This is a genomic window from Dactylosporangium cerinum (assembly GCF_042653625.1).
GTDB classification, from domain to species: domain Bacteria; phylum Actinomycetota; class Actinomycetes; order Mycobacteriales; family Micromonosporaceae; genus Dactylosporangium; species Dactylosporangium cerinum.
Map to the genome: position 1 here is coordinate 139,043 of NZ_JBHSIU010000041.1, position 26,003 is coordinate 165,045.

Consider the following 26,003-nt stretch of genomic DNA (forward strand, 5'->3'; position numbering starts at 1 on the left):
GGGACGGTGGTCACCGCATGGCGGCTCGGGCACGGACGGCGCGACGTCGGGTCACAGAACCGTCAGGTGGACCAGGTCTGGGTCGCCGGTGCGCCACGCCGGCACGGCCACGGCGACGTACCGCGCGGACACCGTCCCGCTGAACGTCGTGTAGGCCGCCCCGTCGGTGGACGTCTCGATGCGGGCGGCCGGGACGGTGCCCGCGGTCCAGGTCAGCGCGACGGCCGCGACGCTCTGGGCGGCGCCGAGGTCGACGACCATCCGCCCGCCGGTGCCGGGCCGCCAGGACGTGGCCGGGTCGCCGTCGACGGCCCGGGACGGCTCGCCCATGCCCGCCGGCAACGGCGAGGTGGGGAACGTGGTGCGGCCGCGGGCCAGGTCGGTGGCCGGGGTCACCGGCCCGCCGAAGGTCGTGGTGTAGCTGCGGGTGGCGCCGGCCGGCACCTGCGCCTGCACCGACCAGCCGCCGGCGGCCAGCCGGACGTCGACGGCCGCGCCGGCCGGGGCGGTGACGCTGAGATGGTGCGAGTCGGCGACGTTGAACCGGGTCCCGGCCGGTGCGGTGCCGGTCACCGTGAACCGGGTGGGCCGCACCGCGCCCCCGCCGGCGGGCACGGACGCGGTCAGGTCCAGCCCGCCGTCGGCGCGGGCGACGGACAGTCCCCGGTAGAGCCGGTCGCCGCGTGGCAGCGTCAGCACCGCGTTGTTGACCGCGGTCGTGGACAGGTTGAGCAGCGTGAGGTACCCGTCGGCGTCGCTGAGCCGCAGCGTCGCGGGCCCTCCGGTCGGCAGTCGCCGGGCGCCGGCCGCGGCCAGGTCGGTGCCCGCGCCGGTGTAGCCCTCGACGAGGGCCGCGGCCGGGATGCTGACCTGGGTCGGGGAGGCGGTGATCGGGCCGGTGGCGCCGTGCGCGACGACCCCGGCGCGGGCGTCGATCCCGGCCCACGCGCCCAGCGTCGCGACACCGGGTGCGGCCACGGCGGTGCTCCACGTGCTGCCGTCGGTGGAGGTCTGCACGAGGTACGACGTCGCGTACGCGGCCTCCCAGGTGAGGGTCACGCCGGTGAGCTGGACGGCGGCGCCGAGGTCGACCGCGAGCCAGCTGTCGGCGCGGCCGCGTTCCTCCCGGGCGACCGCCCAGCGGGTGCCGGCGTTGCCGTCGACGGCGTTCGCGGCGGGGTAGGCCGGGTCGGCTGACGAGACGGTGACGGTGCGGCCGCGGGCCCGGTCGGTGCCGGCGGCGTCGAACGCCTCGAACGCGAACAGCGAGTAGCCGTACTGGTTGGCCGCGGCCCGGCCGAGGAACCGCACGTGCCGGGCGGTGCGGGCGGCGAACGTCATCCGGTCGGTGCCGCCGTCGCCGACGCCGGTCGGCGGGGTCACGCTGCCGGACGGGCCGGTGAACGTGCGGGTGCCGTCGAGGCCGGGCACCCCGGGCATCGACAGGTTGAACAGGGTCAGCGACGACGGGCCCGGCCCGGTGTAGACGACGGTGCCGGTCGGCAGCGTGGCGTAGCCGGCCCACCCGGCGGCGGTCTGCAGCACGGTGGCGGTGGAGTCGACGCCGTCGCGGGCGGCGGTGTACGCGACGGTCGACTGCCGCAGTGGCGCCGCCGTCTGGGCCGGCAGGAACGCGGGCGCCCGGGTGTCGATCAGCCAGTTGTCGTGGCCCGGCTGCCACAGGAACTTGACCTGGCCGGCCTTGGTGACCGCGGCGGCGAAGCCCGTGGCGCTCTGGTGCGCGGTCAGCCCGACGGCCGGGCCGAAGTCGCGGGCACCGGCGGCCGCGGCGAAGAACTCGGCGGCCGTCACCGGCTGCACCGGGGTGGTGCGCCAGCGGTGGAACAGGTAGGCGATGGCGAGCTCGGCCCGGGCCTCCGGCTCGTACTTCTCCTCACCGCTGAACTTCGTGAGCCGGTTCTCCGGCGCGTACTGCAGGTAGGGCATCAGCCGCGCGGCGAGGTCGGCCTCGGCGCGGGCGGCGTGCGGGTCGCCCTGGACCTGCGCGAGGAAGGCGAGGGGCAGCACGTCGCGGCCGTACAGGTGGTATCGGTCGGCGACCATCGGCATCACCGGCTCACCCGCGTCGCTGGCGAGCAGGCGCAGCGTCGCCCACAGCTCCCGCCCGTTGGGCTGGCGGGTCAGCACCTGCGGCAGCGGCCGGCCGGCGGCGAGGAAGTGCGCGGCCGCCCGCCCCGCGGTCCGCCACAGCTCGGCCTGGTAGTGCGGGTTCGCCGAATTGTGGTTCTCCACGATGAAGGTGTCGTGCAGGTTGCGCGCGACGTTCCAGGCGCTGACCGCCTTGCCGTCGATCACCGCCGGGTTGGCCCGGTCGGCCGCCGGCAGGCCGCTGGAGTTGGCCGCCCAGAACACGAACCGCTCCTGCCAGCGGGTCGCGTCGGCGTCGCCGGTGGGCGCCCACGCCAGGCCGGGCGCGATGGCCTGCGCGTAGACGCCCATCTCCTCGAGCTTGGTGTCGCCGAGGTACCCGCCGGTGCTGCCGTTCGGCGTCCAGGAGCCGCTGAGCGGGTCGTTGCCGGTGCCCAGCCCGTACGCATAGGCGGCCTGCCCACGCGCGATCGCGTCCACGTTCGCGCGGGTGGTCGCGCTCAGCTCCGCCCACAGCAGCCGGGCGGCGAGCACGAAGTACAGCTCGAACGTGGAGTCCCAGAACAGCCGCTTGCCCCACTCGGTCCCGCCGGCAAGCGTGTTCGTCGCGGCGAACCGGGTGATCGTGGCGAGGGTCCGCGAGCGCAGGGTGGCCGCGTCGACCCCGGCGAGGTCGGCGTCGTAGCCGTCGGTGGTCAGCAGCACGGCGTTGCCGAGCACGGCGGCGAACCGGAAGTCGGCGACCCGGTATGCGCCGATCGCCGGATCCCACTGCTGCTGCACCCAGCGGGTGTGCACGAGCAGCAGCCGGTGGTACTCGTCGGCGACCGGGTCCGCGTCCGCCGCCGCGGACGGAAGCGGCAGTGCGAGCGCGCCACCGGCGGCGCCGAGCGATGCGAGCAGGGTGCGGCGGGTCAGCATGCCTGCACCCTCGCAACGCCGCGGCACCGGGTCAATCGCCGCCGGCAAGGTTTACAAAACCCCAGCAGGTCAGTGCACGGCGGCTCGGGCGCGGATCAGTTCGGCGACCGACCAGGCCTGGAACGGGCAGCCGGTCGCGGTGTGCGGGGCGTCGCCGTCCGCGGTCTCCGACACCGAGCCCAGGCCCCACTCGCCGAGGTGCAGCTCCAGGCCGTCCAGGACACCGGTGACGTCGGCGCCGACGCGTCGGGCGGCGTCGACAAACGGGCCGATCAGCCAGGGCCAGACGGTGCCCTGGTGGTAGGCGCGGTCGCGGTCGGCCGGGCCGCCCTGGTGGCGGCCCTGGTACGACGGTGACTCCGGGGCCAGTGAGCGCGGGCCGAGGGAGGTGAGCAGCGCGGTGCGGCAGAGCTCGACCGTCCGCGGGTCGGCCGCCGGCACGTGCGGCAGCGCGACGGCCAGGAGCTGGTTCGGGCGCACGGACGGGTCGTCGCCGGCGGGGCCGTCGACGACGTCGTAGAGGCCGAGGCCGTCCGGGCGGGGGAAGCGGCGTCCGAAGGACGCAGCGGCGCGCGCGGCCGCGGAGGCCCAGTCGTTGGGGCGGCGGACGCGGTCGAACAGGGCGGCGGTGGTGGCGAGGCCCGAGATCCACAGGGCGTTGATCTCGACGGCCTTGCCCTGGCGTTCGGTGACGGGGTCGCCGCCGATGCGGGCGTCCATCCAGGTGAGGGCGAAGCCGGGCTTGCCCTGGGTGAGGAGGCCGTCGGCCGGGTCGGCGGCGATGCCGTAGCGGGTGCCCCGCTGGTGGTGGGTGAGCACCGCGTCCATGCTGTCGGCGAGCTCGGCGACCGTGTCCAGGTCACCGGAAGCGGCGCAGTACCGGTCGATCGCACGCAGGAACCACAGCGCCGCGTCGGCGGTGTTGTACTCCAACGTCCCGGTGTCGGCGGTGTTGGCGAGCATCCCCTCCGACACGGTGGCGCCGGCGCGCAGCAGGACCCGGCGGGCCTCGTCGAGGCGGCCGGTGGTCAGGAACAGGCCCTCGAAGGACGTCATCAGGTCGCGGGACCATTCCCCGAACCAGGGGTAGCCGGCCGCGGCCGACGGGCCGGTCGGGGTGTCGATGACGAACTGGTCCGCGGCGATGGCGAGCTGCCGGCCGACGGCGTCGCTCGCTCCTGCGCCCCGGCAGAGTGCGCGGGCGCGGGACCGGGCGGTGGCGACAAGGGCGTCCGCGGAAGGCAGCACACCGCCGTAGGGGGCTGCGGCAGCGGTGACCCCGACGGACGCGCCAGGCGCGAGGGAAGCGGTGAACCAGCCGGCGGCCCACAGGTCCTCGTCCGGGTTCAGGCCCCGGGCGGCCTCCGCGCGGGCGTGGACGCCGCGGTACCACTCGCCGCCGGGCTGCCAGTTCGGCCCGGTGACCCGGTACGCGCCGTCGAACTCGAAGCCGTCCGCGACCGGGATCATCCGTGGCTCGATGTCGCCGTGGCGTTCGCCGTGGGCGTCGCGCCAGGTGCACAGCGGGGTCAGTTCGAGCGTGATCGGGCCTGGTGCACGCAGGACGCGGAAGACGACGCCGACCGCGGGGCGGCCGTGGGCCATCGCGATCTCCCGTTCGAGCACCACGTCGCCGAGGTCCCAGCGCCAGCACGGCACGCCGTCCTCGATGCGGAACTCGGCGAGGTGGATGTGCCCGGCGGGGTCGACGGCGCCGCCGGCCCATTCGTCGGTGGCGAGGCGGAACACCCGGTCGCCGGCCCGCACGACCGGGTCGAGGGCGGCCAGGCCGAGCATCCGGGAGCTGGCCCCGGGCGCCGCGACGACGAGCAGGCCGTGGTACCGGCGGGTGCGCAGGCCTGCGACCGTGCCCATCGCGTAGCCGCCGAGCCCGTCCGTCACCAGCCACTCGCGGGTGGACGCCGAAGCGAGGTCGCCGCACACCTGGCGGCCAAAGGTGATCACCGCTGCGCTCCAATGGAAGGACGGGCGATGAGCTCGGCCAGCAGCCCGGTCCAGCCGGTCTGGTGCATCGCGCCGAGCCCCGCGCCGTTGTCGGCGTGGAAGTACTCGTAGAAGAGCAGGTTGTCGCGCCAGTTCGGGTCGTGCTGCAGGCGGTCCACCCAGCCGAAGGCCGGTCTGCGGCCGTCGGGACCACGGCGATACAGCGAGAGCATCCGCTGGCGCAGATCCTCGGCGATCTCGCCGGCGGTGCACTGGCGCCCGGAGCCGGTCGGGTACTCCATCTTCACGGCGTCGCCGAGGTTGGCGTGGTAGTCCTCCAGGGTGCGCAGCACCAGGTAGTTCAGCGGCATCCACAGCGGGCCGCGCCAGTTGGAGTTGCCGCCGAACATGCCGGTGGTGGACTCCGCGGGCTCGTAGGTGACGCTCGCGGTCCAGCCCGGCAGCTCCACGCTGAACGGATGCTCGGCGTGCCAGCGGGACAGCGCCCGCAGCCCGTACGGGGACAGGAAGCTGTCCTCGTCGAACAGGTGCGGCAGGATGCGGCGGGCCCGCCCGTGCGCCGCCACGCCGACGGCCACGAGCCCGGTGTCGCCGTCCCGGCTGAGCACGTGGTGCGCCGGCATCTCGGCAAAGCCCTTGGACAGCCGCCGTACCCGGTCGAAGTCCTCCTGCCGCAGCGCCTTGGAGGCGAACAGCGGGATGACGCCGACCATCGAGCGGACCCGCAGCGGCGTGCTGGAGCCGTCGGGGGCGCGCAGCATGTCGTAGTAGAAGCCGTCGTGCTCGTCCCAGAGGTCGTTGGTGCGCATCGCCTCGGAGATGAGGGCGAAGTGCTCCAGGAACTTGACCACGAGGTCGTCCAGCGCCGGGTTGTGCCGGGCCAGTTCCCGGGCCATCTCCAGCAGGTTCAGGCAGTAGAACGCCATCCATGCCGTCGCGTCGGACTGCTCCAGCCGGTACCCCGGCGGCAGGTGCGACCGGTCGATCGGGCCGATGTTGTCCAGCCCCAGGAAGCCGCCCTGGAACAGGTTCCTGCCGTCGGCGTCCTCGCGGTTGACCCACCAGGTGAAGTTCAGCACCAGCTTCGAGAAGACCCGGGTCAGGAACTGCAGGTCGCGCCGGCCGTCGATCTCGTACACCTGCAGCGCGGCCCACGCCTGCACCGGCGGATTGAGGTCCTCGAACGCCCACTCGTAGGCCGGGATCGCGCCGTTGGGGTGCTGGAACCACTCGCGGCACAGCAGCACCAGCTGGTACTTCGCGAAGGCCGGGTCGAGATGGGCGAGCGCGACGGCGTGGAAGGCGGAGTCCCACGCGGCGAACCACGGGTACTCCCACGGGTCCGGCATCGACATGATGTCGGAGGCGTCCAGGTGCCGCCAGCCGGCGTTGCGGCCGTGCTGCCGGCCGGGTGGGGGCGCCGGCTGCGCCGGGTCGCCCTTGAGCCACTGGGCGACGTCGTAGTTGTAGAACTGCTTGCCCCAGATCATGCCGGCGAAGCCCTGCCGCATGATCATGGCGTCCTCGTCGGTCGTCCCGGGCGGCGTCAGGTCCGCGTAGAAGGCGTCGGCCTCGGCGCGCCGCTGCCGCAGCACCTTCTCGAACGTCGGCCCGAAGGCGGACGGGTCCGCGTCCGGCGCCAGCCGCAGTGACAGCGAGACCGTCTCGCCCGGCTGGGCCGTCACCTGATACCAGAACGCGGCCTTCGTGCCCTCCCGCTCCGGGTTGACGGTGCCGGCGCCGTGCACCACGTGGTCGTTGATGCCGTCCTTCGGAAACGGCGTGACCGACGGGCTGCCGAACAACCGCTCCGCGTTGGTCTCGTTGTCGCAGTACACCTGCCGCGGCGTCGCGCCGTCGGGCCCCGGCGCGGCCTGCAGCACCATCGGGCCGAGGCCCTCGTGCTCGATGCCGATCGTGGCGCCGCCGGCCGCGGCGAGGCGCGGCCTGGGCCCGTCCTCCGAGGACCACGACCAGGTGTTGCGGAACCAGACGGTCGGCAGCACGTGCAGGGTCGCCGCCTCCGGCCCGGTGTTGGTGAGCCGCACCCGGATCCGCAGGTCGTCCGGGTCCGCCTTGGCGTAGTCGGCTTCGACGATCCAGTACCGGTCCTCGTCGAACGCGCCGGTGTCCAGCAGCTCGAACTCCGGTTCCTCCCGGGACCGGCGCCGGTTCTCGCTCACCAGCTGCTCGTACGGGAACGCCCGCTGCGGGTAGTGGTACCGCCAGCGCATCCAGGCGTGGCTCGGCACCGCGTCGAGGTACCACCAGTACTCCTTGGCGTCCTCGCCGTGGTTGCCCTCGTTGCCGGTGAGCCCGAAGATGCGTTCCTTGAGGATCGGGTCCTCGCCGTTCCACAGGCCGAGGCCGAAGCACAGCCGCTGCTCGGCGTCGCAGATGCCGCCGAGGCCGTCCTCGCTCCACCGGTACGCCCTGGATCGCGCGTGGTCGTGCGGGAACGCCTCCCACGCCGTGCCGTCGCCGCTGTAGTCCTCGCGCACGGTGCCCCAGGCCCGCTCGCTGAGGTACGGACCCCACCGGTACCAGGGACTCGCGTCGAGAAGCCCGTCCTCCGGCCGCCCGAAGGACGCGACCCGCTCCCGCTCCGCATTGCTCATGCCGCCAGCGCACCATCCCGCGGTGTGCCCGGGCGTCACCCCGGCGGCATGAGGCTGCCGGATTGCGGGCCAGTGCTCCGCCCTTCAGGGCGGGGGCGCAGGCCTGCACTGGGAGAGCCGTCAAGGCTCGAGCAGTATTTTAAGCCGGGCGGTTCTGCTGCTCGATGTACTGACGCACCACGCTCAACGGTGCCCCGCCCACGGAGCCCGCGAGGTACGAGCCTGACCAGAGTTTTGTCGGCTCGGTAGTAATGGCGCACGAGGTCCGGGAACTCCTGCCGCATCCGCCGCGATGAGACGCCCTTGAGGGAGTTGACCAGCTTCGCCAGGGCGACCTTGGGTGGAAAGTTGACGAGCAGGTGGACGTGGTTGTTCTCCCCGTTGAACTCGACCAGTTCCGTCTCGAAGTCGGCACACACCGCCAGCATGATCTCCTTCATCCGGGCGAGGTGCCGGTCACTGAACACCGTGTGCCGGAACTTCGTTGCGATGACCAGGTGGCCGTGTAGGGCGGAAACGCAGTGGCTGCCAGTGCGAGTGTCTTCGGGGAGCAGCCATAGGCCATTGATACGGTGGCGTTGTGCAGCTGCGGTACAACTACCGCGTGTACCCGACGCCCGGTCAGCAGATTGAGCTGGCGAAGGCGTTCGGGTGCGCTCGCGTGGTGTTCAACGACGGGCTGCGCCTGCGTCAGCAGGCACGCGAGGCGGAGGAGAGGTACGTCTCGGACGGCGAGCTGTCGCGTCGGATCATCACCGAGGCGAAGCTGACGCCCGAGCGGGTGTGGCTGGGCGAGGTCTCCTCAGTCGTGCTCCAGCAGGCCCTCGCGGATCTGAACGTGGCGTACCGCAACTTCTTCGCCTCGATTTCGGGCAAGCGCAAGGGTCGCAAGGTGGCGCCACCCCAGTTCCGGTCGCGCAAGGACAACCGGCAGGCGATCCGGTTCACCAGGAACTCCCGCTTCAAGGTCCTGGACAACGGTCGCTTGCGGCTGCCGAAGATCGGGGATGTGGAAGTGCGCTGGTCGCGTGGCTTGCCGTCCGAGGCTAGCTCGGTCACGGTGATCCGGGACGCGGCCGGCCGGTACTTCGCCTCGTTCGTCGTGCAGACCGTCCAGGACGAGACGCTGCCGCCGGCCGACTCTGAGATCGGCATCGACCTGGGCCTGACGCACTTCGCGGTCCTGTCCGACGGCCGTAAGGTGACGGCACCGAAGTTCCTGCGCCGCGCGGCCAGCAAGCTGCGCCGGCTGCAGCAGGATCTGTCCCGCAAGCAGCGGGGCAGCCAAAACCGCAAGAAGGCCGTCGTGAAGGTTGCTCGGGCGCACGCCCGAGTGGCCGACACCCGGCGCGACTGGCAGCACAAACTGTCCACGAACGTAGTTCGCGACAACCAAGCGATCTACGTCGAGGACCTGTGCGTGGCCGGTCTCGGCCGGACCCGGCTCGCGAAGTCCGTGTACGACGCCGGATGGGCGGCGTTCACGGGCATGTTGGAATACAAGGCCGCCCGGTACGGGCGCACCTTCGCCCGGGTGGACCGCTGGTTGCCGTCCACCCGGATGTGCTCCGACTGCGGGCGGACCAACGAGAAGATAGATCTGTCGATCCGGTCGTGGGTGTGCCCGTGTGGCAGCACCCACGACCGCGATCACAACGCCGCGAAGAACGTGTTGGCCGCCGGACAGGCGGACAACTCAAACGACCGTGGAGCGCAGATAAGACCAGCAGCGATGCTGGCACCGCGCGGCGAAGCGGTAACCCACCCGGACGCCGCGCATTCCATGCGCAGCGTGGAGGGAATCTCCGTCCATTAGGGCGGAGAGGATGTCAATTCTTCCAGAAGAAGACGAGGTGGTACCCGTCGGGGTCGGCCAGCTCGAACTCGACCATGCCGGCCTTCTTCGTCGGCTCGGTCGCCGGCTTCAGGCCCAGCGCCTGCACGCCCGCGTAGAACTCCTGGATGTCCTCGACCTTGATGTACAGGTAGGTGCCGGCGCCGCGGACCGGCGGCTCCTCGTCCTGCGGCCGGAACATGATCCAGAACCAGTTCACGTAGGCGGTCAGCTGGTTCGCGTCCCTTTTCAGCCGGAAGCCCAGCTGCTCGTAGAAGGCCGCCGTCTCGTCCAGGTCCTTGACGTAGCAGACCACTCCCGAGATGCTGCTCATATTCATCGTCGTGCTCCTCCGTGCCGTCGGCGAATGCTCTCTACCGGGTCTGACGGAGCGGCCGCACAGGATGTGACGAGGTGCGACCATCGAATCCGAGGCGATCACCACCGAGCGGCTCGTGCTGACCCCGCTGCGCCCGTCCGACGCCGACGTGATGGCCGACGTGCTCGGCGACGAGGCACTGCACGGGTTCACCGGCGGCCACCCGCTCGGCCTTCCCGAGCTACGCCGCCGGTACGAGCGGCTGGTGGCCGGCCCGGACGACCCTGACGAGTCCTGGCTGAACTGGATCGTGCGCCGCGCGGACGGCGGGGCACCGATCGGCACGGTCCAGGCGACCGTGACCGGCCGGGCCGCCGAGATCGCCTGGGTCATCGGCGTGCCCTGGCAGGGGCGCGGCTTCGCCGGGGAGGCCGCGACGGCACTGGTGCGGTGGCTGCTCGAGCGGGGGCTCCCGGTCGTCACCGCCAACATCCACCCCGACCACCACGCCTCGGCGGGCGTCGCGGCGCGGGCCGGCCTGACCGCCACGGACGAGGAGGTCGACGGCGAGCGGGTGTGGCGCTCAAAGCCGCATTCCTCCGTTTTCCGGTAATCGGGGGGATTTTCGGGCGATCATGACGAGGTGAGCCAGGAAACGGGTGGGCCTGACGGCGATCACGTGGTCCACGTCGGGCGGCAGCCGATCTACGACCGCGACGGGGCGGTGATCGCGCACGAGCTGCTGTTCCGGGCCGGAGCGACCGCCTCGACCGCCTCCCGTCGCGACGCGCACGCCACCGCCAGGGTGCTGGTCGCCGCGTTCACGGAGTTCGGGCTGGACGAGGTGTCCGGTGGCCGGGTCTGCTTCATCAACCTGACCCGGGACTTCCTCACCGGCCAGCTGCCGCTGCCCTTCGACTGCAGCCAGGCGGTCCTGGAGGTCCTGGAGACCACGGACGTCGACGAGGACGTCCTGGCCGGTGTGACCGCCCTCGCCGAGGAGGGGTACACCATCGCCCTGGACGACTTCGTGTTCGGCACCAGCCACGAGCGGCTGCTCGACATCGCCACCTACGTGAAGATCGACATGCTGGACGCCGACGAGGCAATGGTCCGCGCCACCGTCCTCAACTGCCGGCTGCACGCCCACCTGCAGCTCATCGCGGAGCGCCTGGAGACCCCCGAGGCGCTCGACTTCGCGATGTCGCTGGGCTTCGAGTTCTTCCAGGGGCACGTGCTGGGCCGCCCGCACGTCAGCTCGACCGTCGCCCTCGCCCCGTCCCGGCTCACCCGGCTGCGCGTCATGGCCGCGCTCAGCACCGACGACGTCGACATCGACGGGCTCGTCGACCTCGTCGGCCAGGACGCGGCGCTGAGCCTGCGGCTGCTGCGCGCCACGAACGCGGCGTCGTTCGGCCTCAACCGCACCGTGTCGTCGATCCGCGACGCGGTCGTGGCGCTCGGCCTGACCCGCCTGCGCCAGTGGGTGACGCTGATGCTGGTCGCGGACCTCACCGAGGCCGACCCGGAGCAGCTCAGCCAGCTGCTGATCCGGGCCCGATGCTGCCAGCTGCTGGCCGAGGCCTCGGCGCTGCCGGGCGAGCCCGCCTACATCGGCGGGCTGCTGTCCGCCGTCGCCGACCTGTTCGGCGAGCCGACCGACCGGGTCCTCAACGGCGTGCCGCTCGACCCGGCCCTCACCGACGCCCTCGTCGCCGGCACCGGCCCGCTCGGCGAGGTGCTGGCCATCGTGCGCGCGTACACGACGCCGGGCGCCGAGCCGGCCCTTCCGCGGTCCCTGGCGACGGCGGACCCGGCGGCCCTCGCGTCGCTGTACCTGACGGCCGCGCGCTGGGCGAACCGGACCCTGAGCGACCTGTCCGGCGAGCTGCGCCACCCCGAGCCGGACCCGGTCCCCCACACGCACTGAGCCTGGTCAGGCGAGTGCCTCGAGGAACTGGCGGGCCCAGCGGTCGACGTCGTGGGCCTGGACCCGGGCGCGCATCCGGCGCATCCGCACGGCGCGGTCGTCCGGTGGTGCGTCGAGCGCGGCGATGATCGCCCGCTTGAGGTCCTCGACGTCGTGCGGGTTCACCAAGAACGCGTCCTCGAGCTCGGCGGCGGCGCCGGTGAACTCGCTGAGCACGAGCGCGCCCTGCTCGTCCCGGCGGGCGGCGACGAACTCCTTGGCCACGAGGTTCATGCCGTCCCGCAGCGGGGTGACGAGCATGACGTCGGTCGCCAGGTACAGCGCGACCAGCTCGGCCGGCGAGCGCGACTGGAACAGGTAGTGCACCGGGACCCGGCCCACCGCGCCGAACTCGCCGTTGATCCGGCCGACCTCGCGTTCGACGCGTTCCCGCAGCTGCTGGTACTGCGCGACCCGCATCCGGCTGGGGGTGGCGACCTGCACGAGCACGACTTCGTCGTTGGAGACCACGCCCTCGGCGAGCAGCTCGCCGAACGCCTCGACGCGCTGCTCGATGCCCTTGGTGTAGTCGAGGCGGTCGACGCCGAGCAGCAGCCGCCGGTCGCCGCCGAGTTCGGCGCGCAGCCGGTCCGCCTCCCGCTGGATGTCGGGGTCGGCGGCGAGGCGGTCCGTCTCGGCCACGTCGATGGAGGCCGGGAAGGCCTGGGCGACGACGGTGCGTCCCTCGTAGGCGACCCGGTCGTCGTCCGGTTCGAGGCCGAGCAGGCCGGCGGCGAGCTGCAGGAAGTTCTGCGCCGCGTGGGGGCGCTGGAACCCGACCAGGTCGGCGCCGAGCAGCCCGCGCAGCAGATCGGCCCGCCGGGGCAGCTGCATGAACAGCTCCACCGGCGGAAACGGGATGTGCAGGAAGAACCCGATGCGCAGGTCCGGCCGCAGCGCCCGCAGCATCGCCGGGACGAGCATCAGTTGGTAGTCGTGCACCCACACGGTGGCACCGTGGGCCGCGGCCTCGGCGGTGGCCTCGGCGAAGCGGCGGTTCACCGACTCATATGCCTGTCGCCACGGTCGCCGGTGCACGGGTGGCTCGACGAGATCATGGAACAGCGGCCAGATGGTCGAGTTGGACTGGCCCTCGTAGTAGCGGTCGACGTCCTCGGCGCTCAGCGGGACGGGGCGCAGCTGGATCCCGTCGACCTCCTGCGGGCCGGTGTCGTCGTCGGGCGCGCCGGTCCAGCCCACCCAGGCACCGCCGGAGCTGCGCAAGATCGGTTCGAGTGCGCTGACCAGCCCGCCGGGGCTGCGGGTCCAGTGCTGGTCGCCGTCGTCGCCGGTGGTGCGGTCCACGGGGAGCCGGTTCGCCACCACGACGAACTCGTACCCGTCGGCCATCAGGACGTCTCCACACCCCTGGTCTACCTCACCCGGCGCGCGGGAAACCGCATCCGGGGACGAATCACGCCGCGCGGAGGGCGAACAGCACCGCGCCGGGGGCCGCCTGGTCCGGGTCCAGCAGCAGCTGCGCCTCGATGGTGAACCCGGCGTCGCGCAGCCAGGCCGCGACCTGCTCGGGACTGCGACGGTGGACGTGGACCCGCATCGGGTGCCCGCCGTACCCCTCCGTCTTCAGCCGCGACCCGTGGCCGGCGTGGAACCCGAGCAGCAGCGGGGCACGGGGGCGCAGCACCCGCCGGAAGCCGTCGAAGACGGCCGGGATCGCGGCGTCGGGGACGTGCACCAGCGACCAGAAGGCGAGCAGCCCGGCGACCGACGCGTCGGGCAGGTCGAGGTCGGTCATCGAGCCCACCTCGAACCGGATGCCCGGGTGATCCCGCCGGGCGATGTCGACCATTGCCTGCGACAGGTCGATGCCGAATGCGTCGACGCCCAGCTCGTGCAGGTAGGCGGTGACGTGCCCGGGGCCGCAGCCGACGTCGGCGACCCGGCCGACACCGACCTGGCCGGCGAACAGCTTCAGGGCGGCCCGTAGGTAGGGCTCGCCGGTCAGCGCGTCGCGCAACTGGCCGGCGTAGCTCTCCGCCACCGTGTCGTAGGAGGTCCGGGTGTCCGCCAGCCAGTCGTCCGCGCTCGTGACTCCTCTGACGTCTGAAGACGTCAGCTTATCTGCGCGCTCAGGCACGGAGAAGGGCCAGCCCGGCCCTGAGGACGTTCGTGGCGCCGACCACATCCCCGTGCCCGGCAAAGCCGCAGGCGACACAGACGAACCCGGCTTGGGTGACGCGGTTGCCCTTCGCGCAGTGCCCGCAGGACGGGCAGGTACGGGAGGTGTTGGCGGGGTTCACCGCAACGACGACACGACCGGCGCTTTCAGCCTTACTCGCGAGCACGTTCAGGAACACCCCCCAACCCGCGTCCAGGACGCTCCGGTTCAGACCCGACTTCTGGGCCACGTTCGTGCCCGGCGCCTCCACGGTGCCGGACGCGGACTGGGTCATGTTGCCAATCCGCAAACCCTCGTGGGCGATCACGTCATGATGACGGACCAGCCACAGCGCGGTCTTGTGGGCATGATCGAGCCGCTGCCGGCGGACCTTGCCATGCAAGCCCGCAACCCGCTCTCGGGCTTTTCGGCGGCGGTTCGAGCCGCGCTGCTTGCGGGCAAGGTCACGTTGCGCCGCGGCGAGCCGGTCGGCGTTGCGGCGGCCGTGGCGTGGGTTGGGAAGATGCACGCCGTCGGAGGTGGTCAGGAACGACGTCACGCCCATGTCGATACCGAGGACGCCGCCCGTCTCGGCCAGGTTCAGGGCGGGGACCTCGTCGCAGGACAGCACCACGAACCAGCGCCGACCCTCACGCTTCACGCTGACCGTCTTGACCACACCTTCGACCTTACGGTGCGCGTGCACCCGCACATGCCCGACCCCCTGCAGATAGACACGGACCTGCCCACCATCAGCAGTCGAGTTCCAACGACAGCCGTCGCGGTCCTTCGGCCACTCGACCGTGTCGAACCACCCCACCCCCTTGAACCGGGGAAACCCGGCGCCCTACCGGCCTTCACACGCCGGAAGAACGCCTGCATCGCCTTGTCCAGACGCCGCAACGTGGCCTGCTGCGACACTCCTTCGGCCGTGAAGACGAACTCGACCGCCCTGCGGTGCAGCGCCTCGTCACAGCGTTGAGCAGGCTGCTGGATCCGGCGGCCGCCGCGGCGCTGGCCACGCCGGCGGACATTACGTTGACCGACTCGCGGCCGATGGGCGGCGCGTACGCCCTCGACGGCCTGTGGCGGCGGCTCGGTATCGACACCGCGATCCGTGACGCCCTGGCCGGTAAGCGGGTCGACGACACCCGCGTGGAGCGGATCTTGTTCGCCTTGACCGCGAACCGGGCGCTCAAGCCGTCCAGCAAGCTCGCCGCGACCGATTGGATCGCCCACGACGTGCACATCGACGGCCTGTCCGAGGTCGTCGACGAGGCCTGCTACCGGGCGATGGACGCCCTACTCGGGGTGGAGACGGTGGTGGCCAGGCAGGTCTACCACCAGGTCGCCGACCTTCTGAATCTTGAGGTGGACCTGCTGTTCTTCGACACGACCAGCACGTACTTCGAGACCGGCGAGGCCGACGAGCCGGTCGCCCGTGACGAGCACGGCCGGGTCCAACCCGGTGCCGAGCCGTCCGATCCGGTGCGTGACAGCGGGTTTCGCACCCACGGCCGCAGCAAGGACCACCGCGCCGACCTGCCCCAGGTCGTCGTCGGGATGGCCGTGACCCGTGAGGGGATCCCGGTCCGGGTGTGGTCGTGGCCCGGCAACTACAGCGATTCGGCGCTGATCCGCCAGGTCAAGGACGACATGCGTGACTGGAGCCTGGCCCGCGTCGTCTGGGTCGCCGACCGCGGGTTCACCTCCGCGGAGAACCGCCGATACCTGCAACGCGCCGGCGGGCACTACATCATCGGCGAGAAGCTGCGCTCCGGCTCGGCCGAGGCCAAGACCGCCTTGTCCCGCCAGGGCCGCTACGCCCAGATCACCGCCAGCCTGCAGGTCAAGGAAGTCAAGCTCGACGACGGCGGCGACCGGTTCGTCATCTGCTTCAACCCCGACGAAGCCGAGCGGGACGCCCATGTGCGCGGACACCTGGTCGTCCGCCTGACCGACAAGATCACCGGCTCGGATGCCCTCAGCGCCACCAAACGGGCCGAACTGCGCGGGCAGATCTCCACCCAGCCCGGCCTCAACCGGTTCCTGCGCGTCACCTCCGCCGGGCTGCTACGCATCGACCACGCCGCGATCAAGGCCGAAGCCCGCCTCGACGGCAAGTACCTGCTGCGCTGCTCCGACCCGAAACTGACCCCCGAAGACATCGCGCTGGGCTACAAGCAACTCCTGGAGGTCGAACGCGGCTGGCGCGACATGAAGTCGGTCCTGGACCTGCGGCCGGTCTGCCACCGCCTGGAAGAACGCATCCGCGCCCACGTCCTGCTCTGCTGGCTCGCGCTGCTGCTGATCTGCGGCGCCGAGACCACCACCGGCCGCACCTGGACCAAGATCCGCGCCGAACTCGACCGGCTGCACGCGATCACGTTCACCGGACCCGCCGGCACGTTCCGGCAGACCACCGAGCCCACCAAGAGCCAACGCGACCTGTTCACCGCGCTCAAGCTCGACCCGCCAAAGAAGATCATCGAACTCACGGCAAACCTCTAATGGGGGGGCATCGCGCACGTTCTCCACACGCCCCCACCGGTCACGACTTGGGGTCGAACAGGCGATCGAGGTGGTAGGTGAGGATGGCCAGCGCCGCATCGCCGTCGCGCTGGCCGCCGAGGATGCTGGAGCCCAGGCCGTTGGTCAGTGCGAGAAGTCCGGCCACTACGGTCGGCGTGTCGAGGTCGGCGTCGACCTGGCCGGCCTGCTGCGCCGTACGCAGGTGTCCGGCGAGGAAGCGTTCCAGCAGGTCCGGGTAGGTGGCGCCGTGCGCGGCGCCGAGGGCTGGCTCGGCGAGGGCCAGCGCGTAGTAGGCCGCGTAGGTCCTGGTCAGCCGTCGGCCCTCGGCGTCGGTGGGCAGGATCGCGCTGAGGGTGCCGTAGATGACGCCACGCGGGGTCGGCGGCGTGCCGAGAGCGCGGATGCTCTGCTCGACGCGGGCGGACAGCTGCTCGCCGAGGTAGCCGAGCGCGCCGAGCAGCAACTCGGTCTTGGTGTGGAAGTAGTACTGCACCAGCCGTAGGGACACCCCGGCCTCGGCCGCCACGTCGCGCATGCTTGCCGCCTGCAGGCCGCGCGTGCTGGCTATACGCAGCAGCGCCTCGCCGATCTGCCGGCGCCGCAGGTCGTGATCGACGCGTTTCGGCATGGTGCTCCATCCACAGGCGGCGGTCGCGGTGCGGACCACTTCATCACAGCATCCCTTTGATGATACGCTTGTATCATCAAAGGGAGCGGAGGCGGATGATGACGGAGCAGCAGCGGATCAGCGCGTTCACCAGCGACCAGGCGCGCGCGAAGTTCCTGGCGACCTACACGCAGACGTTCGACCGGCTGTGGCCTGCCGCCCACGAATCGCTCGACGTCGTCACCTCCTTCGGCAGCACCCGCGTCTACCGGTCGGGGCGGACCGACGGCACTCCCGTGGTACTGCTGTCGGGCGCCGGCGGCAACTCGCTGATGTGGCACCGCCACATCGCTCAGCTGAGCAGGGCCCGTCCAGTGATCGCCATCGACACCGTCGGCGAGCCGGGCGCCTCCGACCAGCGGGTGCCGATCGGCACCGGCCGCGAGCTGGCCGGCTGGCTCGACGAGGTGCTCACCACGTTGGGTGTCACGCGCGCGCACCTGGTGGGCTGTTCCTACGGCGGGTGGATCGCCGTGCAAAACGCCCTTCACGTGCCCGGGCGCGCTGCCACGGTCACGCTGCTGGATCCCGCGGGCTTCGGGCGGGTCACCGGCCGTTTCATGATGTGGGTGATCGCCGGCGGACTCGCGGGGCTCACCCACGCGCCCCTGCGACGACGCCTCGCTCGACCGCTGCGCAACGCCACCCTCCGCGACGACGACCTCATGCGCCTGGCCGCGGTGACGATGGGCTTCCGCCGCCGGCTGCCCGCGCCCCCCACGCTCACCGACGACGACCTGCGCGGGATCACCGTGCCGACCCTGGCCCTGTTCGGCGAGCGGAGCCAGATGTACGACGCGGAGCAGGTGGCGAGTCGGATCCGGGCGCAGCTGCCCGCCGCTCGCGTCGAGATCGTTCCCGGTGCTGGCCACGACCTGCCGGTGTACTGCCCGGACCTCGTCGCCGAGCGGACCATCGAGTTCATCGAGCAGGCCGAAACCCTGGCCTGACCCGGTCATCCGCGAAACCGCGCCGAGCACCGGCAGCGACCACCTGCCCGTCGCCGCCCGGAGCAGGCTCTAATCTGACCAGCACGAACCCGACCGCCTAGTGACACGCCCGCTAGGCGGCCGAAGCCGTGTTCCCGCAGGTCACGCCTCAGGTCCGTGGACTAGTCGATCAAGGCATCTGTGGAACCCAGGCGTCAGGATCCGCCCTGCGGATGTCCTTGAGCTGTGCGGACTGGTCACCGTAGCGGATCGAAATCCTGCATTTGTGCCACGCCTCGCGGCGCTCTTCCAGCGCGGCGTTGTACAGGCACCGATGGATGCCGGCCCACACCCTGTACCGCGCCAAAACTCGTCGCACAGGGTGTGAACTGCTGTTTCGCGACAGTGGGGCAGGGAGCGGGCGGTGTTGTCCGCGCTGGCCCAGGCGCTGCCGCAGGAACTGTGGAAACACCGGATCGTCACCCCGGCGACCCTGTTGGCCTGGCACCGCCGGCTGGTTCGCCGGCACTGGACCTATCCGAACCAGCAGGGACGGCCACGGATCAGCGACGAGATCCGTGACCTGGTTCTGCGCTTGGCCAGGGAGAATCCCGGCTGGGGGCATCGGCGCATCCAAGGTGAGCTCGTCGGGCTCGGCCATCGGATCGGCGCCGGCACCGTCCGTCGTATCCTCGCCCGATCGAGGGTCGGGCCTGCCCCGCGTGAGATCGACACCAGTTGGCGGACATTCCTACGCGCAGGCGTCCGGGCTGCCGGCGACCGACTTCTTCCACATCGACACCATCGCGCTGCGACGGTTGTATGTGCTGTTCGTCATGGAGATCACGACCCGGCGGGTGCACATTCTCGGTGTCACCGCCCACCCGACCGCCGCGTGGACCACCCAACTGGCCCGTAACCTGATCATCGACCTCGACGATCGGATCAGCGCGTTCCGGTTCCTGATCCGCGACCGCGACGCCAAGTTCACCGCATCCTTCGACGCCGTGTTCGCAGCCGAAGGCATCGACGTCGTGAAGACCCCTCCCCGCACACCACGGGCAAACGCGTTCGCCGAACGCTTCGTGCGCAGCGTCAGGGCCGAGTGCACCGACCGGGTACCGATCTACAACGAACAGCACGCCCACACCGTGCTCCACGACTATGAGGACCACTTCGACCGGCACCGGCCGCACCAGAGCCTGGACCAGCATCCACCCGACCACGACCCCGGCGCGGTCATCGCGATCGACAAGCCGATCCACCGGCGACGGGTTCTCGGCGGCACGATCAACGAATACCGCCGGACCGCGTGATCCACTCGCAAATCCCCAGCTCACAAGCGTGAGCACCGTTTTGGCACGGTACAGGGTTGATGAGGGTGCTCAGTGACGGCGGGAGCTGAACGCGTTCAACGCGCTATCGACACAAACTTGAACGCGTTCAACTCCAGCTGCGCAGCGGCGCTCGTTCGAGCTGCCTATAACTACGCTGACCTGCGCGGATGAGGTTCTCGGCACCTACAAGCCCCAGCCGGGATTGTCGCGGGCCATCTGTTCGATCAGCCCGGTCACGACCGGGTCGACCGGTGGGCGCCCCGGTCGGTGGGGATATGTCCAGTGCCGGGCGACCAGCCGCCGGTGCCACCGCATGACCGCGGCCGGGGTGACGAGCCGATGCACCTTCAACGCCCGAGGCAAGAGCTTGATCAGGGCGGCGAGCACCGCTCGGTCGGCCCAGTCCAGACGCGGTTTCGGGTTCTGGCGGCGCAGGACCGCGTTCTCATGACGCAGGACCAAGATCTCTATATCTTTGGCCGCGCTGGTACGGGCGAGGAGCGCGAGCCAGCCCACGGTGCGGCAGAACACGAGGTAGAGCAGGCGTAGCGAAATACGTAACGATGATGCCTGACGACGGGGACGGCGCTGCATCTGTCCAGGTCAACCATGGTAACGAGGTTTTGGAACCCCGCAGGGCGTGGACACACGACCATCTCTAGACACCCGTCGATTTTCCCTGCTCAAAGTCCAGATTCGCATGATCATTTGACCACGAACTGCGGAACCCGGGGGGCAGACCTCGCACAAAAGCGCATGTCACAGGCCCGACCCGCATTTACGAGCCCGACAGGTTTTGGAACCCCGCACCGTAGCTGCGTGCAGGTCACGAATTGGAAATAGTGATGGCCCAGACGGTGAAGCCTGTTCGTTCGTGGGCGATCACGAGTGTGGCTACCTGTGGGTCGACTACCTGCGCTGCGAGTGTCTTGAGGCTCGTGTCGAGCTGATCGGTGATGCGACCGGTCGCTGGGTCCCACACCAGGACCCGACCTTCGGCGCCGGCGGTGGCCACCCGCCCGTCCGCCAGCACTCCCACCGCCCGCACGTAGCCGTCGTGGCGGCCCAGCTCCCGCCGACCGGCGCCAGGCCGGCCCGGGTCCCACATCAGGACAAGACAGTCAATTCCACCGGTCACCACCCGCCCGTCCGGCAGTATCCCCATCGCAAACACTGTGTCGTCGTGGCGGCCCAGCTCCTGCGAGCTGGTGCCGGGCTGATCGGGATCCCACACCAGCACGCGGCAGTCGTTGCCGCCGGTGACCACCCGCCCGTCCGGCAGGGCCCCCACGGCCCACACCGACCCGTCGTGGCGGCCCAGTTCCTGCGGACCGGCGCCAGGCCGGGCTGGGTCCCACACCAGGACAAGACCGTCCTCGCCGCCGCTGATTACCCGCCCGTTCGGCATTATTCCCACCGCAAGCACCCTGCCGTCGTGGCGGCCCAGCTCCTGCGGGCCGGTGCCTGGCTGGCTTGGGTCCCATACCAGGACCCGACCGTCGTCGCCGGCGGTGACCACCCGCCCGTCCGGCAGTATCCCCACGGCCTCCACAGTGGCGTCTTGGCGGCCCAGCTCCTGCGGGCCGGTGCCTGGCTGGCTTGGGTCCCATACCAGGACCCGACCGTCGTCGCCGGCGGTGACCACCCGCCCGTCCGGCAGTAACCCCAGTGCCTCCACAGTGGCGTCGTGGCGGCCCAGCTCCGGTGGGTCTGCGCCAGCCTGATTGGGGTCCCACACCAGCGCCCGGTAGTCGTCGCTGCCGGTGACCACCCGCCCGTCCGGCAATATCCCCACCGCCCACACCGTGGCGTCGTGGCGGCCCAGCTCCTGCGGACCGGTGCCCGGCTGGCTTGGGTCCCACGCCAGGACAAGACCGTCGTGGCCGCCCGTGACCACCCGCCCGTCCGGCAGTATCCCCACCGCAAACACCCTGCCGTCGTGGCGGCCCAGCTCCTGCGGACCAGTGCCCGGCCGGCTTAGGTCCCATACCAGGACAAGACCGCCGTCGCCGGCGGTGACCACCCGCCTGTCTGGCAGTATCCCCACGGCCTCCACAGTTTCATCGTGGCGGCCCAGCTCGTGCGGGCCAGCGCCGGGCTGGCCCGGGTCCCATACCAGGACCCGACCGTCGTGGCCGCCGGTCACCACCCGCCCGTCCGGCAACACAGCCACCGCCTCCACCCCGAAGTCGTGGCGGCCCAGCTCCTGCGGGCCGGCGCCGGGCTGGCCCGGGTCCCATACCAGGACCCGACCGTCGTGGCCGCCGGTAACAATCCGCCCATACGGCAGCAACCCAACCGCGTACACCGGGCCTTCGTGGCGGCCCAGCTCCTGCGGGCCGGCGCCGGGCTGGCCCGGGTCCCATACCAGGACCCGACTGTCGTCGCCGCCGGTGACCACCCGCCCGTCCGGCGGCACAGCCACCGCCTTCACCCCGAAGTCGTGGTGGCCCAGCTCCTGCGGGCCGGCGCCGTGCTGGCCCGGGTCCCATACCAGGACCCGACCGTCATCGTCGCCGATGATCACCCGTCCGTCCGGCAGCACGCCCAACGCATGCACCCAGCGGTCGTGGCCCAGCTGTTCAATTAGGGCTGGGCTGGCACGGCGTGTGGTCCAGATCGGCACCATCGCGGCTCGGCCGCGACCGCGGATGCGAATGCGGAGCTGTTCGGCGATCTCGTCTGCGCCGAGTTCGACCGCGTGCAGGCACAACTGCCGTGCGATGTAGTCCGGTTGCGCCGGTGGCGGGCGACGGAGGTGGTATGCCTGTGCGCTGACGACCGTCACCAGTTCGGTGAGCACCGTGCGTCCCTGACCTTGGCGCTGGATGGCTTCGGCGCGGCGCAGGTCCGCCAGGACCGGGTCCACGCCAATGCAGCTGATCGCGGCATCGACCCAGCCCGGGTCACTTACCAACGCGGCCAACTCTTCCGGCTCTGTGGTGAGGCTGGCGGGATAGCTGTCGAGCAGATACCGCGGCGTCGTCGTGACTGGGTCGTCGGTGACCGGCCAGCCGGCCGCGCGCCATTGCGACGCCCAGGCATGGATGCGCCGCCGGTACACCGGGTCGGCCAACTCCACACTGCTCTGGGCGTGCTCCAGCAACGAGGCGTGCGCGAACTGGTACCCCGGCCGATCGGCTGGCCCGACTGGTTCTAGGCTCCTTGCGGCTTCCTCGGTGACGAACCGGTACACCCGTCGCCGCAACGCCGCCAGCGATACGCCGTCGGCTCCGTCGAGACTTGCCGCCAGTACCGTGAGATCGGCCACGGTCAGCGGACCGGCGGCGGCGGTCAAGACGCCGAACAGGTCTGCTGCCCGGTCGGCGTTTGCGCCGCTGATCGCTGCGTTGATCTCCTCCCGGGCTTTCGCCGCCAACGCCGTCGAGCCTGGGAACGGTGTCACCGGGATCGGGGTCACCCTGCGCAGCGGGTGCCCGTCCTCCACATCATCGGGCAGCTGCGGGTTGGGGCGGCTGGCTACCAGCACATGCGCCCATCCTCCGGCAAGGGTTGGCAGCAGACTGGCCACGCTCGGCGTGCTGGTGGGGCGGAGATCCTCATCGAGCCCGTCAACGACGAGCAGCAGATGCCGACGCTGATTCCTCGCCCGCGCGACCGCCGCCTCCCATAGCATCAGGAACTGGTCCACGTTCACCATCGATGGCGGTGGCTGCCCGCACATGGCCGCCAGCTGCGGCAACACAGCGGCGACGAACCGGCTGCTGTCGGCGTCCGAGGCACGCCGGGACAGGAAGTAGGCCACGATGTCCACCTCAGCCGACAGACCCGCGGTCACCGCCTCAAACAACAACGCCGTCTTCCCCACGTATGCCCCACCCACCAACCATCGGTAAGGCTCATCACCGGTGGCGAACCGGCTGATCTCGATCAGTTCCCGTTCCCGCCCGACCAGCTGCGGCATCCGCGCATGCAGCGTGCGACCGAACTGCCGCAAAGTCGCCCAATAGGGCGCCTCGTGCACCCCACCCATCGGCGCCGGCACCGGACGCAGAGCCTGCGGGCCCGCCACCCCCAGCCGGCTCCACCACTGCGCCGGCGGCCGTAAGTTGGCATCCGACCGGCCGGCAGCGGAATCCACGGCCGTCAACGGGGCCACCGTGATCGCCGACGGGCCCTCCCGATCAGCGTGCTCGATGACGACCCCCAGCAACAACCCCTCCGCGGTGATCACCGGTGCGCCAGACATTCCCGACCACGGCGAGTTACCCAACCGCACCTCCGCCTGCGGCAACGGCCGCGGCGCAACAGACACCACCAGGCTCAACCTACCGCTGACCAGCCTCGACAACACCGGGATTTCCCCGACCGCGTCGACCACCTCACGCACCGCCCCCGGCGACGGCGACTCGGCGAACCACGGATACCCCACCGCATGACACCGCTCCACCACACCCGGGCCCGCCCCGTCACGCACCACCCGCCCCAACGGCATCGCCGGCAACCCGGGACCGGGCACATCAGCCTCAATCAATGCCAGATCCGACTCACCCTCAACCTCGTGGACAAACCCCGCATCGATCACGGCCTGGAACCGGCGCTTGCCCACATCACGCACCCACACCGCCGCCGCGCCGACCACCACGTGCGCCGCCGTCAGGACCGTCCTGCCCGCCACCAGGCAGCCGGAGCCGTACCGATACCGGCCCCCCACCGCCCCAGCCCCACGATCAGCGATCACCTCCACCAACCGATCCGCCAACGACGGCACACCCACCGGATCGTCAGCCCTTCAACTCGTCATCAGCCCGCGCCACCCGCACCGGCCGGCCCTCATCATCAACCGGCGACCCGAACACCACCGTCACCGTCTGTGTCAACCCGCGCCCCCGACTACCCCCACCACCCAACTCCACCTCCACAAAGGGCACCTTGAACCCCGCCTTACCATCCACCGACCGAGACGCCGTCACGGTCAACTCCACCGTCATCGACTCCACCGGCAACTGCACCCCAGAACCCGCACCCGCCGCCCGCGCCCGCAGCAACTCATCCCGCAACACGGCAATCGCCTCCGCCAACCCCAACCCCTCCACATCGGCACCCATACATCCTCCTCCTCCAGCTGTTGCCGGTAATCATCAACGCCGACACCCCCGGCCACGTGCCTACGACATCACACTGCGAAGTGCAACCCTGGACCAGACAAGCCTCACGATGTCGACTCGACAACCGCAGCTCGCAGCATAGAAGACCGGCTTGGTCACTGTCCGGGACACGCAGGGCACCTCAGGTTAGTGCGCGGCGGCGCGGTACAGGACGTTGGTCTCAGAGACCGTCTTGATGGTCAGGGAATTGGTCCAGTTGGTCATCCAGGCATCGCGGACCGTCGCCATGCTGACGAATATCTCGCCGGGCTGCAGTATGTCGGCCAGCACCGGGCGTTGCAGTGTGTTGAGCGCACCGGCGAGCGCCTGGAACCGGTCGCCGGCGAGGCCGAACACAGTGACCTGCGCGCGGTTGGTCGAATAGAAGGCGGAGTCCAACCCGGTCAGGGCGTCGAAGGACGAGAGCGGGAACAGTCTGGCGAAGCCGCCGTGGTCGATCTCCCATTGGTGCGGCGGTGGATGGATCCGCACGCTGGCCCGGGCCAGGACGAACCCGAGGTCGCGGCCCTCGACGTCGATGTCGTACTCCCACCGCACCAGCAGCATCACCTCCCGATCGATCCCGAGCGCCCACGCCCGCGTCACGGTCCCAGTGCGGGATCCCGCACCGGCGGAGGCCGTCGGCGACCGCCGCGGATGCTGGGGCAACAGCGGCTCGATCCGCTCCCACAACCCGTCCGGCACGATCCATGGTGGCTGCTCGCCCTTCCGCACGGTCAACACGGTAGATCATCGTCCACAAAGGACGGAAGACCCTAGATCATTCTGTTAGGACTTGTAAGACACGGAGCTGTGTATGGACCCCCGCGAACTGGTGCACCGCTACATCGAGATACTTCAGACCGGCGCCTTCGACCAGCTTGACAAGATCTTGGCGCCTGACGTCTACGACCACGTGGGACAGCAGTCCGGCATCCAGTGGTGGAAAGACATCCTGAGCAAACTGGCTGACGGCTTCAGCGACACACGCACCACGATCGAGCACGTGCTGGTCGATGGCGAACACGTCGCGGTCCATCTCACCGTAACCGGCCGCCAGACCGGCCGATTCCTGCCCCAACTCGGCCCGGTGGAGCCCAGCGGCAAGCCGTTCTCATGGACGCACATCCACATCTTCCGGGTCCGCGACGGCCTGCTAGCCGAACACTGGGCCGTCCGAGACGACATCGGTCTGGCCAAACAGGTCGGCGCATTGCCTAGCTGACCGATTCGACCAAGTACCCGACGTGGCCATATCCGACTGTCGCCTTGGACCGCCACACACGTCACCACCACACGACCAACCGCGCCCGCTGACGGCGACCTCGTTGATCCACTGAGAACCGCCAACTCTCCTGAGACGAGATTCATACCAAGCGCCATAAATGAGCCAGTAGTCGTCAAACCAGCCGAGAATTGGCCGTGTCAACGCCAGGAACACTGGGATTCTGCCAGCCCGCCGATAACGGACGGACGTTGTGGCGCGACGTGGTTCTCATCGAGTTGGCCCAAGGGACAAACTGTGGTCATCTCATCTGACAATGGGACATCGATTTTGACAATCTACATACAGCTT

Annotated in this window: 18 protein-coding genes and 2 pseudogenes; 7 read left to right on the forward strand and 13 right to left on the reverse strand. The window is 70.5% G+C overall.

Annotated features, from left to right (window positions below; translation table 11 throughout):
• Positions 1-51: 51 nt before the first annotated feature.
• The 4 genes and pseudogenes from ACFPIJ_RS29615 to tnpA form a co-directional block, all read right to left on the reverse strand.
• Entirely contained in the window at positions 52-3,030 is a 2,979-nt protein-coding gene (locus ACFPIJ_RS29615; protein WP_380119627.1) for a discoidin domain-containing protein, read from the reverse strand.
• A gap of 69 nt (positions 3,031-3,099) precedes the next feature.
• Entirely contained in the window at positions 3,100-4,995 is a 1,896-nt protein-coding gene (locus ACFPIJ_RS29620; protein WP_380119629.1) for an amylo-alpha-1,6-glucosidase, read from the reverse strand.
• Positions 4,992-7,613, reverse strand: a complete 2,622-nt coding sequence (locus ACFPIJ_RS29625) for an MGH1-like glycoside hydrolase domain-containing protein (RefSeq protein WP_380119631.1) — start codon at positions 7,611-7,613, stop codon at positions 4,992-4,994. Before ACFPIJ_RS29625 ends, ACFPIJ_RS29620 begins: the two co-directional genes overlap by 4 nt.
• A gap of 139 nt (positions 7,614-7,752) precedes the next feature.
• Positions 7,753-8,167, reverse strand: a pseudogene (tnpA, locus tag ACFPIJ_RS29630) (IS200/IS605 family transposase).
• 26 nt (positions 8,168-8,193) lie between these two features.
• Here tnpA and ACFPIJ_RS29635 point away from each other — a divergent pair.
• A complete protein-coding gene (locus ACFPIJ_RS29635; protein WP_380119633.1) occupies positions 8,194-9,429 on the forward strand; it encodes an RNA-guided endonuclease InsQ/TnpB family protein in 1,236 nt (411 codons plus the stop codon).
• Positions 9,430-9,442: 13 nt separating this feature from the next.
• Here ACFPIJ_RS29635 and ACFPIJ_RS29640 read toward each other — a convergent pair whose 3' ends face one another.
• A complete protein-coding gene (locus ACFPIJ_RS29640; protein WP_380119635.1) occupies positions 9,443-9,781 on the reverse strand; it encodes a VOC family protein in 339 nt (112 codons plus the stop codon).
• Positions 9,782-9,902: 121 nt separating this feature from the next.
• Between ACFPIJ_RS29640 and ACFPIJ_RS29645 the strand changes: the two genes are divergently transcribed.
• Together ACFPIJ_RS29645 and ACFPIJ_RS29650 are read left to right on the forward strand one after the other, a co-directional pair.
• Entirely contained in the window at positions 9,903-10,379 is a 477-nt protein-coding gene (locus ACFPIJ_RS29645) for a GNAT family N-acetyltransferase (RefSeq protein WP_380119637.1), read from the forward strand.
• Positions 10,380-10,409: 30 nt separating this feature from the next.
• Positions 10,410-11,696 (forward strand): EAL and HDOD domain-containing protein, encoded by a 1,287-nt coding sequence (locus ACFPIJ_RS29650; RefSeq protein WP_380119641.1) that lies wholly within the window; start codon positions 10,410-10,412, stop codon positions 11,694-11,696.
• Between the two features lie 6 nt (positions 11,697-11,702).
• On the opposite strand, the gene ACFPIJ_RS29655 is transcribed toward ACFPIJ_RS29650, so the two are convergent.
• The 3 genes from ACFPIJ_RS29655 to ACFPIJ_RS29665 form a co-directional block, all read right to left on the reverse strand.
• Positions 11,703-13,085, reverse strand: a complete 1,383-nt coding sequence (locus ACFPIJ_RS29655) for an alpha,alpha-trehalose-phosphate synthase (UDP-forming) (protein WP_380119643.1) — start codon at positions 13,083-13,085, stop codon at positions 11,703-11,705.
• A gap of 64 nt (positions 13,086-13,149) precedes the next feature.
• Positions 13,150-13,737 (reverse strand): class I SAM-dependent DNA methyltransferase, encoded by a 588-nt coding sequence (locus ACFPIJ_RS29660; protein ID WP_380119645.1) that lies wholly within the window; start codon positions 13,735-13,737, stop codon positions 13,150-13,152.
• Between the two features lie 88 nt (positions 13,738-13,825).
• The gene (locus ACFPIJ_RS29665) at positions 13,826-14,674 is read right to left on the reverse strand and encodes an RNA-guided endonuclease InsQ/TnpB family protein (RefSeq protein ID WP_380119647.1); all 849 of its coding nucleotides are present in this window, start codon (positions 14,672-14,674) and stop codon (positions 13,826-13,828) included.
• Positions 14,675-14,772: 98 nt separating this feature from the next.
• On the opposite strand from ACFPIJ_RS29665, the pseudogene ACFPIJ_RS29670 reads away from it, so the two are divergent.
• Positions 14,773-16,365, forward strand: a pseudogene (locus tag ACFPIJ_RS29670) (IS1634 family transposase); the annotation flags it as partial.
• A gap of 40 nt (positions 16,366-16,405) precedes the next feature.
• Here ACFPIJ_RS29670 and ACFPIJ_RS29675 read toward each other — a convergent pair.
• A complete protein-coding gene (locus ACFPIJ_RS29675; RefSeq protein WP_380119651.1) occupies positions 16,406-17,014 on the reverse strand; it encodes a TetR/AcrR family transcriptional regulator in 609 nt (202 codons plus the stop codon).
• A gap of 98 nt (positions 17,015-17,112) precedes the next feature.
• Between ACFPIJ_RS29675 and ACFPIJ_RS29680 the strand changes: the two genes are divergently transcribed.
• Entirely contained in the window at positions 17,113-18,003 is an 891-nt protein-coding gene (locus ACFPIJ_RS29680; protein WP_380119653.1) for an alpha/beta fold hydrolase, read from the forward strand.
• A gap of 701 nt (positions 18,004-18,704) precedes the next feature.
• A complete protein-coding gene (locus tag ACFPIJ_RS29685; RefSeq protein WP_380119655.1) occupies positions 18,705-19,298 on the forward strand; it encodes an integrase core domain-containing protein in 594 nt (197 codons plus the stop codon).
• A 204-nt stretch (positions 19,299-19,502) separates the two neighbouring features.
• On the opposite strand, the gene ACFPIJ_RS29690 is transcribed toward ACFPIJ_RS29685, so the two are convergent.
• The 4 genes from ACFPIJ_RS29690 to ACFPIJ_RS29705 form a co-directional block, all read right to left on the reverse strand.
• Complete coding sequence (locus ACFPIJ_RS29690) at positions 19,503-19,913, reverse strand: hypothetical protein (protein ID WP_380119657.1); 411 nt, start codon at positions 19,911-19,913, stop codon at positions 19,503-19,505.
• Between the two features lie 232 nt (positions 19,914-20,145).
• Complete coding sequence (locus ACFPIJ_RS29695; protein ID WP_380119659.1) at positions 20,146-24,027, reverse strand: trypsin-like peptidase domain-containing protein; 3,882 nt, start codon at positions 24,025-24,027, stop codon at positions 20,146-20,148.
• Positions 24,028-24,064: 37 nt separating this feature from the next.
• Positions 24,065-24,388 (reverse strand): trypco2 family protein, encoded by a 324-nt coding sequence (locus tag ACFPIJ_RS29700; protein WP_380119661.1) that lies wholly within the window; start codon positions 24,386-24,388, stop codon positions 24,065-24,067.
• 186 nt (positions 24,389-24,574) lie between these two features.
• Positions 24,575-25,162 (reverse strand): hypothetical protein, encoded by a 588-nt coding sequence (locus ACFPIJ_RS29705; RefSeq protein ID WP_380119663.1) that lies wholly within the window; start codon positions 25,160-25,162, stop codon positions 24,575-24,577.
• Positions 25,163-25,244: 82 nt separating this feature from the next.
• Between ACFPIJ_RS29705 and ACFPIJ_RS29710 the strand changes: the two genes are divergently transcribed.
• A complete protein-coding gene (locus ACFPIJ_RS29710; protein ID WP_380119665.1) occupies positions 25,245-25,652 on the forward strand; it encodes an ester cyclase in 408 nt (135 codons plus the stop codon).
• The last annotated feature ends 351 nt before the right edge of the window (positions 25,653-26,003 follow it).